This window comes from Streptomyces sp. NPDC051963, assembly GCF_044593495.1.
GTDB lineage: Bacteria > Actinomycetota > Actinomycetes > Streptomycetales > Streptomycetaceae > Streptomyces.
Genome location: NZ_JBIUCC010000006.1, coordinates 204346 through 219276, shown reverse-complemented (window position 1 = coordinate 219276; position 14931 = coordinate 204346). Strand labels below are relative to the sequence as shown.

Annotated in this window: 14 protein-coding genes; 6 read left to right on the top strand and 8 right to left on the bottom strand. The window is 69.1% G+C overall.

Going from position 1 to position 14931, the window contains the following annotated elements; all coding sequences use genetic code 11:
* Positions 1-1245: a M20 family metallo-hydrolase gene (locus ACIHFB_RS25505; RefSeq protein WP_400128006.1), complete on the top strand. Its 1245-nt coding sequence runs from the start codon at positions 1-3 to the stop codon at positions 1243-1245.
* A 90-nt stretch (positions 1246-1335) separates the two neighbouring features.
* Here ACIHFB_RS25505 and ACIHFB_RS25500 read toward each other — a convergent pair whose 3' ends face one another.
* From ACIHFB_RS25500 to ACIHFB_RS25485, 4 genes are all read right to left on the bottom strand, one after another.
* Entirely contained in the window at positions 1336-1986 is a 651-nt protein-coding gene (locus ACIHFB_RS25500; RefSeq protein WP_400128005.1) for an FMN reductase, read from the bottom strand.
* Positions 1983-3071, bottom strand: a complete 1089-nt coding sequence (locus ACIHFB_RS25495; RefSeq protein ID WP_400128004.1) for an LLM class flavin-dependent oxidoreductase — start codon at positions 3069-3071, stop codon at positions 1983-1985. The genes ACIHFB_RS25500 and ACIHFB_RS25495 overlap by 4 nt, the downstream gene beginning before the upstream one ends.
* Positions 3072-3159: 88 nt before the next feature.
* Positions 3160-3756 carry an isochorismatase family protein gene (locus ACIHFB_RS25490; RefSeq protein ID WP_365281849.1) on the bottom strand — a complete coding sequence of 199 codons (597 nt, stop codon included), beginning with the start codon at positions 3754-3756 and terminating at the stop codon, positions 3160-3162.
* 327 nt (positions 3757-4083) lie between these two features.
* On the bottom strand, positions 4084-4773 hold the full coding sequence (locus ACIHFB_RS25485) for a helix-turn-helix domain-containing protein (protein ID WP_365281848.1): 690 nt from the start codon (positions 4771-4773) through the stop codon (positions 4084-4086).
* 281 nt (positions 4774-5054) lie between these two features.
* On the opposite strand from ACIHFB_RS25485, the gene ACIHFB_RS25480 reads away from it, so the two are divergent.
* The 4 genes from ACIHFB_RS25480 to ACIHFB_RS25465 all read left to right on the top strand — a co-directional run bounded on the left by ACIHFB_RS25480 (position 5055) and on the right by ACIHFB_RS25465 (position 9997).
* On the top strand, positions 5055-6680 hold the full coding sequence (locus ACIHFB_RS25480; protein WP_400128003.1) for a GMC oxidoreductase: 1626 nt from the start codon (positions 5055-5057) through the stop codon (positions 6678-6680).
* A 13-nt stretch (positions 6681-6693) separates the two neighbouring features.
* Positions 6694-8172 (top strand): alpha/beta hydrolase domain-containing protein, encoded by a 1479-nt coding sequence (locus ACIHFB_RS25475; protein ID WP_400128002.1) that lies wholly within the window; start codon positions 6694-6696, stop codon positions 8170-8172.
* A gap of 159 nt (positions 8173-8331) precedes the next feature.
* Positions 8332-8844, top strand: a complete 513-nt coding sequence (locus tag ACIHFB_RS25470) for a MarR family winged helix-turn-helix transcriptional regulator (RefSeq protein ID WP_365281845.1) — start codon at positions 8332-8334, stop codon at positions 8842-8844.
* A gap of 85 nt (positions 8845-8929) precedes the next feature.
* A complete protein-coding gene (locus ACIHFB_RS25465) occupies positions 8930-9997 on the top strand; it encodes an alkene reductase (RefSeq protein WP_400128001.1) in 1068 nt (355 codons plus the stop codon).
* 267 nt (positions 9998-10264) lie between these two features.
* Here ACIHFB_RS25465 and ACIHFB_RS25460 read toward each other — a convergent pair whose 3' ends face one another.
* Both ACIHFB_RS25460 and ACIHFB_RS25455 read right to left on the bottom strand, forming a co-directional pair.
* Complete coding sequence (locus ACIHFB_RS25460; protein WP_400128000.1) at positions 10265-12010, bottom strand: acyltransferase; 1746 nt, start codon at positions 12008-12010, stop codon at positions 10265-10267.
* Between the two features lie 96 nt (positions 12011-12106).
* Positions 12107-12241 carry a hypothetical protein gene (locus tag ACIHFB_RS25455; protein WP_365281842.1) on the bottom strand — a complete coding sequence of 45 codons (135 nt, stop codon included), beginning with the start codon at positions 12239-12241 and terminating at the stop codon, positions 12107-12109.
* Between the two features lie 120 nt (positions 12242-12361).
* Between ACIHFB_RS25455 and ACIHFB_RS25450 the strand changes: the two genes are divergently transcribed.
* A complete protein-coding gene (locus tag ACIHFB_RS25450) occupies positions 12362-12934 on the top strand; it encodes a TetR family transcriptional regulator C-terminal domain-containing protein (protein ID WP_365281841.1) in 573 nt (190 codons plus the stop codon).
* A 114-nt stretch (positions 12935-13048) separates the two neighbouring features.
* Here the strand turns inward: ACIHFB_RS25450 and ACIHFB_RS25445 are convergent, their stop codons facing one another.
* Together ACIHFB_RS25445 and ACIHFB_RS25440 are read right to left on the bottom strand one after the other, a co-directional pair.
* Positions 13049-13777, bottom strand: coding sequence for a hypothetical protein (locus tag ACIHFB_RS25445; RefSeq protein WP_400127999.1), 729 nt, complete (start codon positions 13775-13777; stop codon positions 13049-13051).
* Between the two features lie 2 nt (positions 13778-13779).
* Positions 13780-14796 carry an alcohol dehydrogenase gene (locus tag ACIHFB_RS25440; protein WP_400127998.1) on the bottom strand — a complete coding sequence of 339 codons (1017 nt, stop codon included), beginning with the start codon at positions 14794-14796 and terminating at the stop codon, positions 13780-13782.
* Positions 14797-14931: the final 135 nt, after the last annotated feature.

Below are 14931 nucleotides of genomic sequence, written 5' to 3'. Positions count from 1 at the left end.
ATGAGCACCCCCGACGCCACCCTTCTGAAGGACTTCGCGACCCTCTCCGCCTTCGGTGCCACCCCCGCCGGCGGAGTGGACCGCCAGGCCGCCACCGCCGCCGACGGGGAACAGCGCGCCTGGCTCCACCAGTGGCTCACCGACCGCGGCGCCGAGGTCCGCTACGACGGCGTCGGCAACCAGTTCGGCCTCTTCACCGTCACCCCCGGAGCCCCGTACGTTCTCACCGGCTCCCACCTGGACAGTCAGCCGCTGGGCGGCCGCTACGACGGGGCGTACGGCGTCCTCGCCTCTGCGCACGCCGCGCACCGGGCCGTGCAGCGGTTCGGCGGCGACTCGGTCACCGCGCCGAAGTACAACGTGGCGGTGGTCAACTGGTTCAACGAGGAAGGCTCCCGCTTCAAGCCGAGCATGATGGGCAGCGCGGTGTTCACGGGGAAGCTGCCGGCCCGGACCGCCCTCACGACCACCGATCCCGCGGGCACCACGGTCGAGGCCGCCCTCCGCGAGATCGGTACGATCGGCGACTACCCCGGACCGGACGTGGCGGCGTACGCCGAGATCCACATCGAGCAGGGCCGCGACCTGGAGAACAAGGGGCTCACCATCGGCCTGGTGGACGCCACTTGGGCGGCACGCAAGTACCAGGTCGTGGTGCGCGGCGAGCAGTCGCACACCGGGTCGACGATCATGGCGGACCGGCGCGACGCCCTGTTCGGCGCCTCGCTCCTCGTCGTGGCGGTGCGCGAGCTGGCCGAGCAGAGCACGGACGTGCCGTTGCACACCTCGGTGAGCGAGATGACCGTCGAGCCCAACTCCCCGGTGGTGGTTGCACGCGAGGTGCGCATGCACGTCGATCTGCGCTCGCCCGACGAAGCGCTTCTCGACGCGGCGGCCAAGAAGCTGGCCGAGTCGATCCCCGGCATCGAGGAGCGTGCGTCGGTCTCCATCGAGCAGGTTCAGACCCACGGTTGGGGTGTGGCCCCGTTCCCGGCGGCCGGCGTCGAACTCGCCGCCCGGACGGCCGACGAACTGGGCCTCAGCCACCAGACCATGATGACCATCGCGGGCCACGACTCGGTCAACATGAAGGACGTCGCCCCCTCGATCATGCTGTTCGTGCCCAGCATCGAGGGAATCTCCCACAACGAGGGCGAGTTCACGGACGACCACGACATCAGCGCGGGCACCGATCTGCTGACCGAGGTGGTCCGCAGGCTCATGGCGGGTGCCCTGGTGCGCTGATCCGTGCCGCCTGTTCGCCGGCGTCCTGGTGGAACGGCGTGACGGAGGCGGTCGCCCGTCACTCGAGATCCCGGCCTCGGGTGATGCGCGTCAGGCAGGTCGCAGCGCCGCCAGCTGCTGCGCGAACGGTACGACGGCGGTGTCGTCGGTTGTCGTCCGGGCAGCAGAATCCGCACGACCCCGCATCAGTCCGGCCAACTCGCCGCCCGCGCGCACGATCCGGTGGGGGAGCGTGTCGGTGAGGGGATCGCCGTTGCCGCCCCAGTCCTCGGAGGCCGCGTACACCGCGGTCGGCACGACGACCGCGCGCAGGTAGGCGAACAACGGACGCAGAGCGTGTTCCAGGGCGAGCGAGTGACGGGCCGTCCCACCGGTCGCGGCGGCCAGCACCGCCTTGCCCGTGAGCGCGTCGTTGTCGATGACGTCGAAGAACGACTTGAAGAGCCCGCTGTACGAGGCGGAGAAGACCGGAGTGACAGCGATCAGACCGTCCGCCGAGGTGACCGTCTCGATGGCCTTCTCGAGGGTGGGTGAGGGGAAGCCGGTGACCAGGTTGCCCGCGATGTCGGCTGCCAGGTCGCGCAGTTCGACGACCTGGACGTCGACCTCGCGCCCTGCGTCGGCCAGTTGCCCGCGGACTGCCTCGGTGAGGCGGTCGGCCAGCAGGCGGGTGGACGAAGGGACGCTGAGACCGGCCGATACGACCGTGAGGTGCAGCCGCTGGGCCGTGTTCGCGTTCACTTGGCCGCCTCCTCGGAGCGCGCGGCGAGCAGGGACGCGTGCGTGGGCGCCTCCGAAACACCGCTGGGGCGTACCGAGGCGAACTCCTTGCGCAGTACGGGGAGTACCTCCTCGCCGAGCAGGTCGAGCTGTTCGAGGACGGTCTTCAGCGGCAGGCCGGCCATGTCGATGTTGAACAGCTGACGCTGGTAGTCGCCGAAGTACTCGCGGAAGGACAGCGTCTTGTCGATGACCTCCTGCGGGCTGCCCACGGTGAGCGAGGTCTGCGCCATGTACTGCTCCATCGACGGACCGCCGCCGTACACGGGCGAGTTGTCGAAGTAGGGGCGGTACTCGCGCACCGCGTCCTGGGAGTTCCTGCGCACGAAGACATGGCCGCCGGCTCCCACGACGGCCTGCTTCGCGGTGCCGTGACTGTAGTGGGCGTAGCGCTCGCGGTAGACGTTGATCAGCTTCGTGAAGTGGCTCATGGACCCGAAGAGGTTGTTCACGAAGAAGCCGTCGCCGTAGTAGGCGGCCTGCTCGGCGATCTCGGGGCTGCGCACGGAGCCGTGCCACACGAAGGGCGGGATGCCGTCCAGCGGACGCGGCGTCGAGGTGAACCCCTGAAGAGGGGTGCGGAAGCGGCCCTCCCAGTCGACGACGTCCTCGCGCCACAACTGGTGCAGCAGCGCGTAGTTCTCGACGGCGAGGGGGATGCCCTGGCGGATGTCCTTGCCGAACCAGGGGTAGACCGGCCCGGTGTTGCCGCGGCCCATCATCAGGTCCACGCGGCCGTCGGAGAGGTGCTGGAGCACCGCGTAGTCCTCGGCGATCTTCACCGGGTCGTTGGTGGTGATCAGCGTGGTCGACGTCGACAGGATGATGGTGTCGGTGCGTGCGACGATGTTGCTGAGCAGGGTGGTCGGGGACGAGGCGACGAACGGTGGGTTGTGGTGCTCGCCGGTCGCGAAGACGTCGAAGCCGACCTCTTCGGCGTGGACCGCGGTCGCGACCATCGCCTTGAGCCGGTCGTGCTCGGTGCGGGGCCTGCCCGTGGCGGGGTCGGCCGTGACGTCACCGATGCTGAAGATGCCGAATTGCATGGAGCCCTCCCGGGCGAGAAGTGCCGTGGTGGGGCGGGGTGTGGCGTGGCGCGGTGCTCACCCCACACCCCGTTCCGTGGTCGCTGGTTCAGCTCTGGGGGAGGAGTTCCATGACGATGTTGATGATCTTGCCGCCGTTCTCGGTGGTCCAGTTCTGGGCGAGTTCGGCGAGGAGCTGGTTGGTGGAGGTGATGGTGGCGCCGGCCTTGTCCATGCGGCGGATGGCGATGTCGTCGGCGAGCTTGGCGGGGGAGCCGCCGGCGTCGGCGACGACCTGGACGGGGTGACCGGCCGCGAGGGCGGTGAGGACGGGGAATACGGTGCAGACGTCGTTGGTGACCCCGGCGATGATCAGGTGGGTGCGGCCGGTGGCGGTGACCGCGTCGGCGAAGTTCTTGTCGTCGAAGGCGTTGACGACGCCCTGGCGCTGGATGCGTGCGGCGAACTCCTGCGGCGCTATGTCGGCGAGCTCGGCGAGCAGTGGGCCCTGGGCGTACTCCTCCATGGAGGAGGTCAGCACCAGCGGGATGTCGAGGGCCTTGGCGGCCTTGGCCAGGCCGAGAGCGTTGGCCTTCATCTCCTCGAAGGCGATGGAACCGACCCAGCTCATGGTGCCGACCTGGTGGTCGATGAGGAGCAAGGCGGAGTTCTCGGGGGTGAACGGCGTAGCGGTCTGTGCGGTCATGGCAGGACCTCTTCCAAGGGGTGCGGACGTGTGGTGTGGCGATCAGCCTAATTAGTTGGTCGGCAAATCGTGTGTCATCAGCGTACGCCGCATCGGATTCATTCCCTGCATCTGGGTGAATATTTTGCCGACCCAAGCGACTGGCTCTTGGGTCTGATCTGCATCACGGGGCCTCACCGCAGGAACCATGCCCAGGGCATGCGGTGTCGGGTGCTCAGCCCCGAGGGGGTCGCGGCGTGGCGCGCGGCAGCCCACTGTGGCTCGAAAGGCCGTGGGTGCGTCTGCGTCGGACCGCCGAGGGCTGGGGCGGCTTGTTGTCGCGCCCCGCTATGACCCGGGGCGTGTGCCCGTCCCCGGGAAGTGAATCATCCGCCGCCCGGGAGTCGCGGAACGCTCGGAATCGATGAGCTCGGTCATCACGTGCAGTGCCTGGGCGAGGGATTCGCGAAGTGGTGGGCTGTTCGGTCGGTCGGGCTGGAGGGCCCAGTCCTCCACGGCGATGCGTAGTGCGGCGTTGAACATGCCCGCTTCGAGTCGGACGGCGAGGTCGATCTCGGGCCGGTCGGTGCCTTCGGCTATCGCTGCGGCGAACACCGCCTCGGCGTCGAAGTGTGTCTCCAGCCAGACGGCACGCAGCCCGGGCTCGTCACGGCTCAGACGTACGAGATCCCGCAGCGCTTCCAGGCGCCGCGCGCCGATCACGCCGGGGTCGTCGGCGCTCGGCATGGCCCGGGTGAGCGAGCTGCCTCCGCTCCAGTAGTCCCGTAGGCGCTCGGTCACCAGGTCCAGGCCCGCTGTGAGCAGGGGGCGCGCGCACTCCTCCTTGGAGCGGAAGTACCGCCACAGGGTGCGCGTGGACACTCCGGCGGCCGAGGCGATGTCCTCCGCGGTGGTCGCCGCCACGCCTTGGGCGACGAAGAGCCGGACCGCCTCGTCGGCGATCTCCATGCGCGTCGCTTCGCGGCGCCGCTCCGTCAACGGCGGTCGCCCCGTGCGGCTACCGGGCTGACCGCCCATGCACCCCTCCTCGACACAGTTGCGCTGATCTTAATTCATGTCGCACTGCGACTTTGTGGCACGGCGAGACAGCTGATGCTACGGTGACGGGCGTTTCAACTTCTTCATGGACACGCCAATCTCGGTTGCTGCCGGTCGACTTCGAGGAGCAGGCCATCGCTGCCTTGTTCCGAGCCCGAGCGGGTGGAGTACGCAGCACCCCAGCCGCCGATGAGTTCGCCCCCCACAGTCCGGCCCTCGTGAGCCCGCAGCCACGAGAAGCCCCTCCCGACGGGAGTCTCATGTCCGACAGCTCTTCCCCTCACCTCGGTTCCGGTGTGAGCCGCCGAAAGATGCTCGGTGCGGCGGCACTCGGCGCGGCCGCACTCGGCGGGTCCCTGGCCGGCGCCGCCAAGGCGGCGGCCACGACGTCCGCGGCCTCGGCATCCGTGACCGAACGGCGTGCACGGGCCGTCGTCGTGGGGACCGGCTTCGGCGGCGGCGTGACCGCGCTGCGGCTGGCCCGGGCCGGAGTGTCCACCCTGGTCCTGGAGCGGGGACTGCGCTGGCGCACCGGTCCCAACGCCACCACGTTCTGCCGCTTCGGCAACATGGACAACCGCTCCGCCTGGCTGACCGACCACGCCGTCGTCGGCGGCGGCACCCAGACGTGGGAGCCCTACACCGGCGTACTCGAACCCGTCGTGGGCAAGGGAATGACCGCCATGGTCGGTGCGGCGGTCGGCGGCGGCTCGATCATGTACCACGGCATGACCCTCCAGCCGACGAAGGCGAACTTCGCCCAGTCGATCCCGGTGGCGGCCGGCCTCTATGACGACCTGAACCGGTGGGCCTACCCGACCGTCGCCCGGATGCTGGGCATCTCCACCATCCCCTACGACATCCTGGCCTCCGACGCCTACAAGTCCTCCCGTCTCTTCCAGGAAGTCGCACCCAAGGCGGGACTGACCCCGTTCAAGGTGCCGCTGCCCGTCGACTGGAGCTACGTGAGGGGCGAGCTGACCGGCCAGTACGAACCGACGTACACCACCAGCGACATCGCCTTCGGCGTCAACAACGGCGGCAAGCACTCCATCGACGTCACCTATCTCGCCCAGGCGGAGTCCACCGGCCTGGTCGAGGTGGCGCCCCTGCACGTCGTGCGCGACCTCGCGATGGACGCGAACAAGCGCTGGGTCCTGTCCGTCGACCGCATCGACACCACCGGCACGGTTCAGGAGCAGATCCGCATCACCGCCGACGCCGTGTTCCTCAACGCCGGCTCCCCGGGTACCACCCGCCTCCTGGTCAAGTCTCGCGCCAAGAACCTGATCCCGGACCTGCCTGACGCCATCGGTACCCAGTGGGGCAACAACGGCGACCGGATCTGGGCCTGGATCAACCCGACCGCCGGCGACGCCGGAACCACCCAGGGCGGCCCCGCCTGCGTCGGCGGCACGGACACCACCAGCTCCATCCCCCTCACCGTCATCCACGCCGGCTCGCCCATCCAGCAGACCGGCGTCACCGCACTGACCGTCGTCGGCTTCGGCATCGTCGAGGGCGCGGGCACCTGGGCCTACGACGCCGACACCGACGACGCCGTCCTGACCTGGCCCGCCGAGGCGGAGGCGGAGCTCCAAGCGCAGATCGCGACCCGTATGCAGGCCATCGCCGCGGCCGGCGGCGGCATGATGATCGACACCAACGCGCAGGCCCCCTCCACCTGGCACGCCCTCGGCGGCGTCCCGATGGGCGACGCCGTCGACCTCACCGGCCGTGTCCTGGGCCACAAGGGCCTCTACGTCCTCGACGGCGCCCGCATCCCCGGCTCCACCGGCGCCTGCAACCCCTCCATGACCATCGCAGCCCTGGCAGAACACAGCATGCAGACCATCGTCCGCCAGGACGTCGGCCGCGTTTTCTGAGGCAGGAGTTGTCATGCACATGAAATTCAAGTGGGCAGCACGAGTCCGTCCCCACCTCTTACTGGCAGCTGCGCTGATATTCCCGCTCCCGCTCGCGGCTCCCTCCGCGGTCGCCGCGGACCACGGCCCAGCCGCTCACATGGCGGCGAGCCCGACCGTCACCGGCCCGGTGACCGGCGGAAACGGTGCCGTCGTGCTGGCGGGAACGGCATTCGACCTCGGCAGCGTGCGATACACGCAGTCCGAGTTCTTCCTCTCCGGGAACGCCGAGTCCTACGTACCGGAAGCACCCCTAGACTCCGACGGGCGCTGGCAGGTGACGCCGGCGAGCACCGCGTCGTACACCACCCGGGTCGTCGTGAACCGCCCCGCCGATCCGGCCCGCTTCAACGGGACCGTCGTAGTGGAATGGCTGAACGTCACCGGCGGGGTGGACGCAGCCCCGGAGTGGATCTACGCCCACAACGAACTGATCCGCGAGGGCTATGCCTGGGTCGGCGTGTCCGCCCAGGCCACCGGAGTGACCGCCACCGAGACCGCGGATCCGGTCCGCTACGAGGCGCTGTCCCACCCCGGGGACAGCTACTCGTACGACATCTTCAGCCAGGCCGGCCAGGCCGTAAGGGACTCCGCCGCCACGGTCCTCGACGGGCTCCGCCCCCGTACCGTGCTGGCCAACGGTGAGTCGCAGTCGGCGTTCCGCCTCACCACGTACATCAACGCGATCCAGCCCCTGGCGTCCGTGTACGACGGCTTCCTCGTGCACAGCCGGCGGGACACCGGCGCGCCACTGTCGCAGGCCCCCCAGGAGGACGTCCCGACTCCGGCCGTCGTCCGTTTCCGCCCGGACCTGGATGCACCGGTGCTCGCCGTGCAGGCCGAAACCGACGTGATCGCGCTGGGTTCGCTGTCGGCCCGGCAGGACGACTCCTCCCGCCTGCGGCTCTGGGAGATGGCCGGCACTTCGCACGCCGACGCCTACATCGGCCTCGGCACGGTTGACGACGGCAGCGGCGCGGTCGGCCTCCAGGGGCTGAACGCCATGCTCAGTCCCCCCACCCGGCCCGGCTGCGGCTCGCCGATCAACACCGGTCAGGCGCACTACGTCCTGGACACCGCGGAGTTCGCGCTGAACCGCTGGGTGACGACCGGTGTCCCCCCGGCCAGGGCGCCCCGCCTCGAGGTGGACACCTCCGGCTCGGCACCCGCGTTCGTCCTAGACGCTCACGGCAACGCCGAGGGCGGCATCCGCACACCGTCGGTCGACGCACCGGTCGCCACGTTGTCCGGTCTCGGGCAGTCCGGGGCGTCGTTCTGCTTCCTGTTCGGTACGACCATCCCGTTCACCGCCGAGAAGCTGTCGGCCCTGTATCCCACGGGCGCCGTGTTCGTCCGGCAGTGGACGGCCGCCACCGTGGACGGGGTTGTCGCGGGATTCATCCGCCCGGCCGAACTGATCGGAGCCGCCCGGCAGTCCGGCATCGGCGGCTGACCCGCCATGTGATCACGTGGGAGGGCCCGCGCGCCTTGGCGCGCGGGCCCGAACCGTCGGTCACGGCGGATTCCGTTGGCTGGCCAATGCAATGATGGGTGAGCGTTACCCGGCCGGGACTACCGGGGACGGGCCCATCTGCCAGGAGGAGCGACAACCATGCCACGGGAATCCGTTTCGGTACCGGGGAGCGAAGAGCCGGTACCGACCGTCGCCGACGCTCCGATGAGCGAGGCCCTCTTCCGTGCGGCCCGTGTGCACCGGATCGTGGCCGGCGGCCTGCTGCGCGACACCGGCCTGTACACAGGCCAGGAGCTGTTGATGATGCAGCTGTGGGAGCGCGGCGAGCAGCGCCAGGCGGACCTGATCAAGACGCTAGGGCTGGATCCGTCGACCGTGACCAAGATGCTCCAGCGCCTGGAACAGTCCGGTTTCGTCACCCGTAAGCCCTCCCCGGACGACCGCCGGGCCGTCGTGGTGAGCGCCACCCGCGCCGGCCAGGCCCTGCGGGACCGGGTCAGGCAGGCCTGGCGCGACCTGGAAGAAGTCACCGCGGCCGGCTTCACCGAAGCGGAGTACCGCCAGGCCATGCAGGTACTGGCCCGGATCGAGGCGAACCTCACGACCCCGCCGCCCGCGGACGGCACCTCCGGCGCCACCTCCACGGCCTGATACCGAAAGACCCCTCGAATATGTTCCTTGGTCGGCCAATGTATAGTCGGAAGGAATTGATTGGTCGACCACATTTTGGAGTCCCGTGACCACCGCATTCGAGCCCCTCAACTTCGCCGGCGTGACCGTGAACAACCGCATCGTCATGTCGCCGATGACGCGCAGCCGCGCCTACGGCCCCGGCCAGTCGCCGACCGAGGCGACGGCCCTCTACTACGCCCAGCGCGCGTCGGCGGGCCTGATCGTCTCCGAAGGCATCCAGCCCAGCGTGGTCGGGCAGGGCTACCCCGACACCCCCGGCCTGCACAGTTCCGCCCAGGTGGAGGCCTGGCGCAAGGTGACCGACGCCGTGCACGAGAAGGGCGGCGTGATCTTCGCCCAGCTCATGCACACCGGCCGCATCGGACACCCCAGCCTGCTGCCCGAAGGCGTGACCTCCGTGGCCCCCTCGGCGGTGGCCGCTGACACCAAGGTCTTCACCGCCGAAGGCCTTCAGCCCTGCGTCACCCCGAAGGCACTCACGCCGGCCGAGATCCAGGGGACGATCGCCGATTTCGTCTCCGCCGCCCGCAACGCGATCGCCGCGGGCTTCGACGGGGTCGAGATCCACGGCGCCAACGGCTACCTGATCCAGCAGTTCCTCTCCGACAACGCCAACCTCCGTGACGACGAGTGGGGCGGCACGATCCAGGGCCGTATCCGCTTCGGTGCGGAGGTCGCCAAGGCGGTCACCGACGCGATCGGCGCCCACCGCGTCGGCTTCCGCATCTCGCCCGGAAACCCCCTCAACGACATCGTCGAGAGCGACCTGCCGAACCTCTACGGCGAACTGCTGACGGCGCTCTCCCCACTCGGCCTGGCCTACGTCCACCTCATGGAGGGCCCGGACCGCGAGCTGACCCTCAAGCTGCGCAAGCAGTGGCAGGGCACGTTCGTCCTCAACCCCTTCACCCACCCGAACCCCACGGGCCTGGACGCGCTGAGCCTGGTCGAGGACGGCACCGCCGACGCGGTGGCCTTCGGCGCGCTCTTCATCGCCAACCCCGACCTGCCGCAGCGGCTCCAGCAGGGCGGCCCGTTCGCGACGCCCGACCCCGCGACGTTCTACGGCGGCGACGAGCAGGGCTACACCGACTACCCGGCCCTCGGCTGACCTCGCAAGGGCGCCCGCCCCGGGCCCCCATACGGGGCGGGCACCGCGCAACTCCCGTACAACGCACCCGCATTGGACGGAAACGTGAACGCCACGCCCTCACGCTTCTGGCCCTCGCGGTCGGGACCTTCGGGATCGGAACACCGAATTCGTCATGACGGGACTGCTCCCGGAGGTCGCGTCCGACTTCGGCGTCTCCATCCCACGGTCGGTCGGCGGCATGATCGATGCCCGGTCAGGACGATTGAGGGCACCCATGCCCTCAATTCACAACAGACCCCGGTGGGGCGTCGTGAACATGGGCGACCGGACGGGCTCGGGGCGGTGCACACCCCGCGGCCGATAGCCCAGCCGGTCCGCCACTCCCACCAGATCGGCCAGCAGCCAGACGATGGCCAGCCACATTTCGGTGCCCTGAAGCCCCGGCTCCCGGCCGGGACCCGAGCCGCCCTCTCCCGCCGGGCCGAACCCGAAGCCGGCTCCGTCACGCCAGTTCCCCAGCGCCGACGCCAGCTGCTCACTCGCCCACGCCCGCGCCTCGCCCTCCCGATGACGGGTCTGGCGTCCCGCAAGCCACAACGGATGCGCCACATCCAGCACATTGCATGCATTCTGACGGCCCGCCGAGAACCACCGAGGGTCATGAGCATGGGCCAGCACGGTGTCCACCACCCGCTCCGCATACGGCACCGGAAGCCCGAACTGCGCGAACGAGCCACGAGTCAACCGGTAATAGCCGTTGACCAGTTGAAGCCGACCCTCGGCCGGCGAGGCCGCCGCGCCCCACATCCCCGTCCACGGATCCACCCGCGTGCCCAGCCAGCCGAACAACGCCTCCATGGCACCCGAACCGCCGGAAGCCTCACCCGCGAGCTCCAGATTGCGATACGCACCGGTGGCCCAGCAGTCCACCCACGCACCCGCCGACCACGCGCCCGTCCGCCAAGGCAACGCCTCCAGCCGCGCCACCAGCTGACCAGCCGTCATGCGGTCCACGACATGCACCGGGTGGGCAAAGAGGGATCCCAGCAACTCCAGCGCACAGCCCACCGAGAGCACGTGGTACTCGGCACCGCCGTCCTCGATCCACCCATCGTCGGCCGGCGCGGGCAGCAGGCCCGGGCCACCTCCGGGTGCGAGCTCAGGCACCAGTCCGCTCGCCGGATCCTGCAGCAGGCGCAGCCTCTCGGCATGCTCAGCGGCGGCCATCTGTTCCGGCGGCGCACCCAGCAGCAGATCGGCAATCTCTACGGCATCACAGTGCGCGCGCACCGTCGCGGACACGCCCGGCCGGTCGCTGTAGCGGCGGGTGTCGTCGCTCCAGCAACGAGCCAGCACATCGGCAGCCTGTGCCCGGGCTCGCTCGGCGAACCGGGCCACGGCATCGCCCAGGTCATGATCCGGCGGGTCGGCCGCTGATCCGCCGAGCCCGCGACGATCACGCAGCGGGCGGGCCGGGTTGCCGGCGGCGATCGTCCACGGTGCCAGGTCCTTGGTGACGACCGCACCCGCGCCCACCACGCAGTGATCGCCGATCGTCACCCCGTCCAGGACGACGACGTGCGAGCCGATCCACACGTCATCCCCGACGACGATGCCCTCGCTGGTGAGCGGCTGCCTGTGTACGGGCTGGTCCGGGGCGAACCCATGATTGAAGCCGAGAAGAGAGGTGTGGGCTCCGATGCGCACCCCGTCCCCGAGCGTCACCCGTCCCCGCACCGTCGCATACGGATTGACCGAACAGTCACGCCCGGCCCGCACCTCACCGGTGACATAGGCATGCCCCGCAATGTAGGAGTCGGCGCCCAGACACAGAACATCAGCGAACACGGCAGCGGCCGAAGAGACATAACACCGCGGCCCAAGACTCGCACCGGCCTCGTCAGTCAGACGCTTCTGGTGTGCATCCTGCGTCTCGCGCTGCACGGCGGAGGCCCGATGCGCGAAATCCCAGGGACAGTAGTCGAAATAGGAGTCCTCGACGACGCCTTCTGAATCCACGCCTGTCAGCATAGAGAGCGCTTTCTATCCGGGCAATCCCCGAACCCGGCAGCGGCTTGTTCCGGTCGGGGGAGTCCCGGGTCGAGGACTGGACGGCGGACTGGGGCATCAGCGGCTGGAGGTCTGGGACCGGCTGGGATCGCCCGCCTCCGTCGCCGGGTCGGAGTGGAGTCCGACGGGGACGTTCTCCGCTCGCTCCGCGAGGCGGCGGGTGAACTCCTCGTGCAGCGGGCGCTCCATCATCGCTGCCCCGCCTGGCGGAGGCTTCGACCGAGACGTAATGGCCTGCGGCCGAATGGTGACTGACAGTGCATGGTAAAGTTTTAAGATGGTTGGTCATATTGCCGTGAAGGGGTACTCCCGGTGAGCAGAAGGAGTGTGCGCGAGGAGATCGTCGACGCGGCGGTCGACCAGTTCCACGCGCGCGGGTTCAACGCGGCGGGCGTCAAGGACATCACCGACAGCGCGGGTGTCCCGAAGGGGTCGTTCTACAACCACTTCGTGAGCAAGGAGGCGCTGGCCGTGGTGGCCCTGGAACGGTACGGCGAGAGCCGCCGGCTCCCGGAGCTCACCGACGCGTCGGTCGATCCGCTGTTGCGGCTGCGGCGCCACTTCGAATTCCTCCGCGACGAGAACACCGGCCGGGATTACTCGCGCGGCTGCCTCATCGGCGGCTTCGGCACGGAGATGGCCGACCACAGCGATGTGATCCGCGAGGCGGTACGGGTCAGCCTGGAGCGCTGGGCCGAGGCTCTCGCAGCTGCGATCGCCCAGGCACAGGAGTCGGGCCAGGTCGCGGCAGCCACAGATGCGAAGACGCTCGCCCGGTTCATCCTCAATGCCTGGGAGGGAACGCTCATCTCCGCCCGGTCCGAGCATTCGGAAGATTCCTACGAGGTGTTCTTCGGCACGGTGTTCGGCACCCTGCTCGCCTGAGTAGGTGGGGTGCTTCTTCGGTTCCGTGACCCGACGGTTCCATGACCCGGGAGCGCGACCACCGAGCCCCCGGTCGCGGACGGCCGAGGGGTCGGTGGTGTGGTGCAGCGCCTGTCATTCGAGCGTGATCTTGTCGAGGTCGATGGTGACGAGCAGCAGATCCAGGTTGGGTGTTCCATCCTCGTTGAGGGCATAGACCCGCCGTTTGGTCGGGACCTTGATCCCGTCGAACTCGCGGTATTCCGAGGGGTAGTGTGCGGCCGGGCCGCCAGCGACGATCTCGGCGTTGTAGTCATGCCGCTTGAACAGACCGTCGCTGCCGATGTAGAAGGTCTGCTCCTTGGAGTGGGTCGCGATGGTGTCGGGGAACGTCACCTTCAGCCGCCGCCACGTCTGCCCGCCCTCCTCCCAGGGCGTCAGCTCCTCGGTCGTGAAGTCGGGCATGGTGAAGGAGAAAGGCGCGGTCAGATACGTCCACATGGCGTATCCGGCAAAGTACGCCAACTGCAGTTCGTCCCACGGGGTTTCGAGGACATGGCCGGCGAACGAGTCCCGCGGGTTGTCTCGTTCGGCCAGTACCTCACCCGCGTCGGTCTCGATCGCGACGCGGTTGGGGGTGAGGGCAGTGCGCCGACCCTCCTCCTTGATCGGGAAGTGGCTTGCGAACTGGCTGTGCAGGTCGACGCGGACATGGGCGTCAGCGAGGACACCCTCCTGCCCCTTGATCCCCCACAATGGTCCGCCGTTGCGGAGGTGCGCGGTGAGTGATGTGAACCCCGTCCACCGGTCGAGGCCACCGTGTGCGGCGATCGTCAGATCCTTGAGGCTGTCTTTCGCATTCATTTTCAGACCGCCATATTCAGGACGATACGGAAACGGGCTTCGCCGGACATCATGCGCTCGTACGCCTGGGGCGCCTGAGCGAGCGGCATGACTTCGGTCATCGGGCGGACATCCCGGGCCTTGGCGAACCGGAGGCTGTCCTCGTTGTCGATCGAGCTGCCGGTGAGGCTTCCGGCGACAGTGCGGGTACCGAAGATCAGGTCGGTGGTCTGCACCTGGATCGGGTCGATGGCGGCACCGACGACCACCATGCGGCCGCGCGGCGCCAGTCCGGAGACAAGCGGCGACATCGAGGCACCGCTCGCGGCGGTCGCGATGACCGCGACTGCGCCGCCCAGCCTCTGCAACTGCGCGCCCGCATCCTCGGTGGAGCTGTCGATGTAGTGGTCGGCGCCGAGCCGCTTGGCCAACTCCGCCTTCCCTGTGCCCCGGGCGATCGCGGCGACGCGGAACCCGAGCTTGTTCGCGTACTGAACGCCCAGGTGCCCGAGACCGCCGATACCCTGCACGGCGACCAGCGCGCCCGGGACGTATTCGATCTGCCGCAGCGCGCTGAACACCGTCAGTCCCGCGCACAGCAGCGGCGCCGCGTCGATCGAGCCGATCCCCTCCGGGATCCGGACCAGGCCGCTGGCCCTGGCGACCATCGACTCCGCATATCCGCCGTCGACGTCACTGCCTGTCTGCGGCTGGTCCGCGCAGTTGACGAAGTCACCACGCCGGCAGAAGTTGCACACTCCGCAGTGGCCGCCCAGGAATCCCACACCCACCCGCTCGCCGACCCGCCATGTCGTCACCCCGGGACCCACCGCGTTGATCACGCCGACGGCCTCGTGTCCGGGGACCACCGGTGAGGACGGGTCGGGCCGCATCCCCTCGACGGCCACCACGTCGGAGTGGCAGACGCCGCACGCCTCGACCCGCAGTCGCACATGTCCCAGCGGCGGTTCCTGTACCTCACGCTCCACCAGCTCGAACTTCCGCGTCCCCGTGACCTCGAACGCTCGGTATGTGGACATGGCACTCCCTGCTCGTCGGTGGCTCGCACGCCAGATCCGCCCGCGACTGCCGTCCGCGGACAGACATTCCGCTCGGCCAATATGACCGGTCGTCTTAGTTCCACAATGGCCGTTCGTCCTGGGGGCGTCAAGTCG

Excerpts from the sequence above, each read along its gene's own strand:
- ACIHFB_RS25505 (WP_400128006.1), top strand. The coding sequence starts at position 1 with ATGAGCACCCCCGACGCCACCCTTCTGAAGGACTTCGCGACCCTCTCC.
- ACIHFB_RS25495 (WP_400128004.1), bottom strand. The coding sequence starts at position 3,071 with ATGCAATTCGGCATCTTCAGCATCGGTGACGTCACGGCCGACCCCGCC.
- ACIHFB_RS25490 (WP_365281849.1), bottom strand. The coding sequence starts at position 3,756 with ATGACCGCACAGACCGCTACGCCGTTCACCCCCGAGAACTCCGCCTTG.
- ACIHFB_RS25485 (WP_365281848.1), bottom strand. The coding sequence starts at position 4,773 with ATGGGCGGTCAGCCCGGTAGCCGCACGGGGCGACCGCCGTTGACGGAG.
- ACIHFB_RS25480 (WP_400128003.1), top strand. The coding sequence starts at position 5,055 with ATGTCCGACAGCTCTTCCCCTCACCTCGGTTCCGGTGTGAGCCGCCGA.
- ACIHFB_RS25475 (WP_400128002.1), top strand. The coding sequence starts at position 6,694 with ATGCACATGAAATTCAAGTGGGCAGCACGAGTCCGTCCCCACCTCTTA.
- ACIHFB_RS25470 (WP_365281845.1), top strand. The coding sequence starts at position 8,332 with ATGCCACGGGAATCCGTTTCGGTACCGGGGAGCGAAGAGCCGGTACCG.
- ACIHFB_RS25460 (WP_400128000.1), bottom strand. The coding sequence starts at position 12,010 with ATGCTGACAGGCGTGGATTCAGAAGGCGTCGTCGAGGACTCCTATTTC.
- ACIHFB_RS25455 (WP_365281842.1), bottom strand. The coding sequence starts at position 12,241 with ATGATGGAGCGCCCGCTGCACGAGGAGTTCACCCGCCGCCTCGCGGAG.
- ACIHFB_RS25445 (WP_400127999.1), bottom strand. The coding sequence starts at position 13,777 with ATGAATGCGAAAGACAGCCTCAAGGATCTGACGATCGCCGCACACGGT.
- ACIHFB_RS25440 (WP_400127998.1), bottom strand. The coding sequence starts at position 14,796 with ATGTCCACATACCGAGCGTTCGAGGTCACGGGGACGCGGAAGTTCGAG.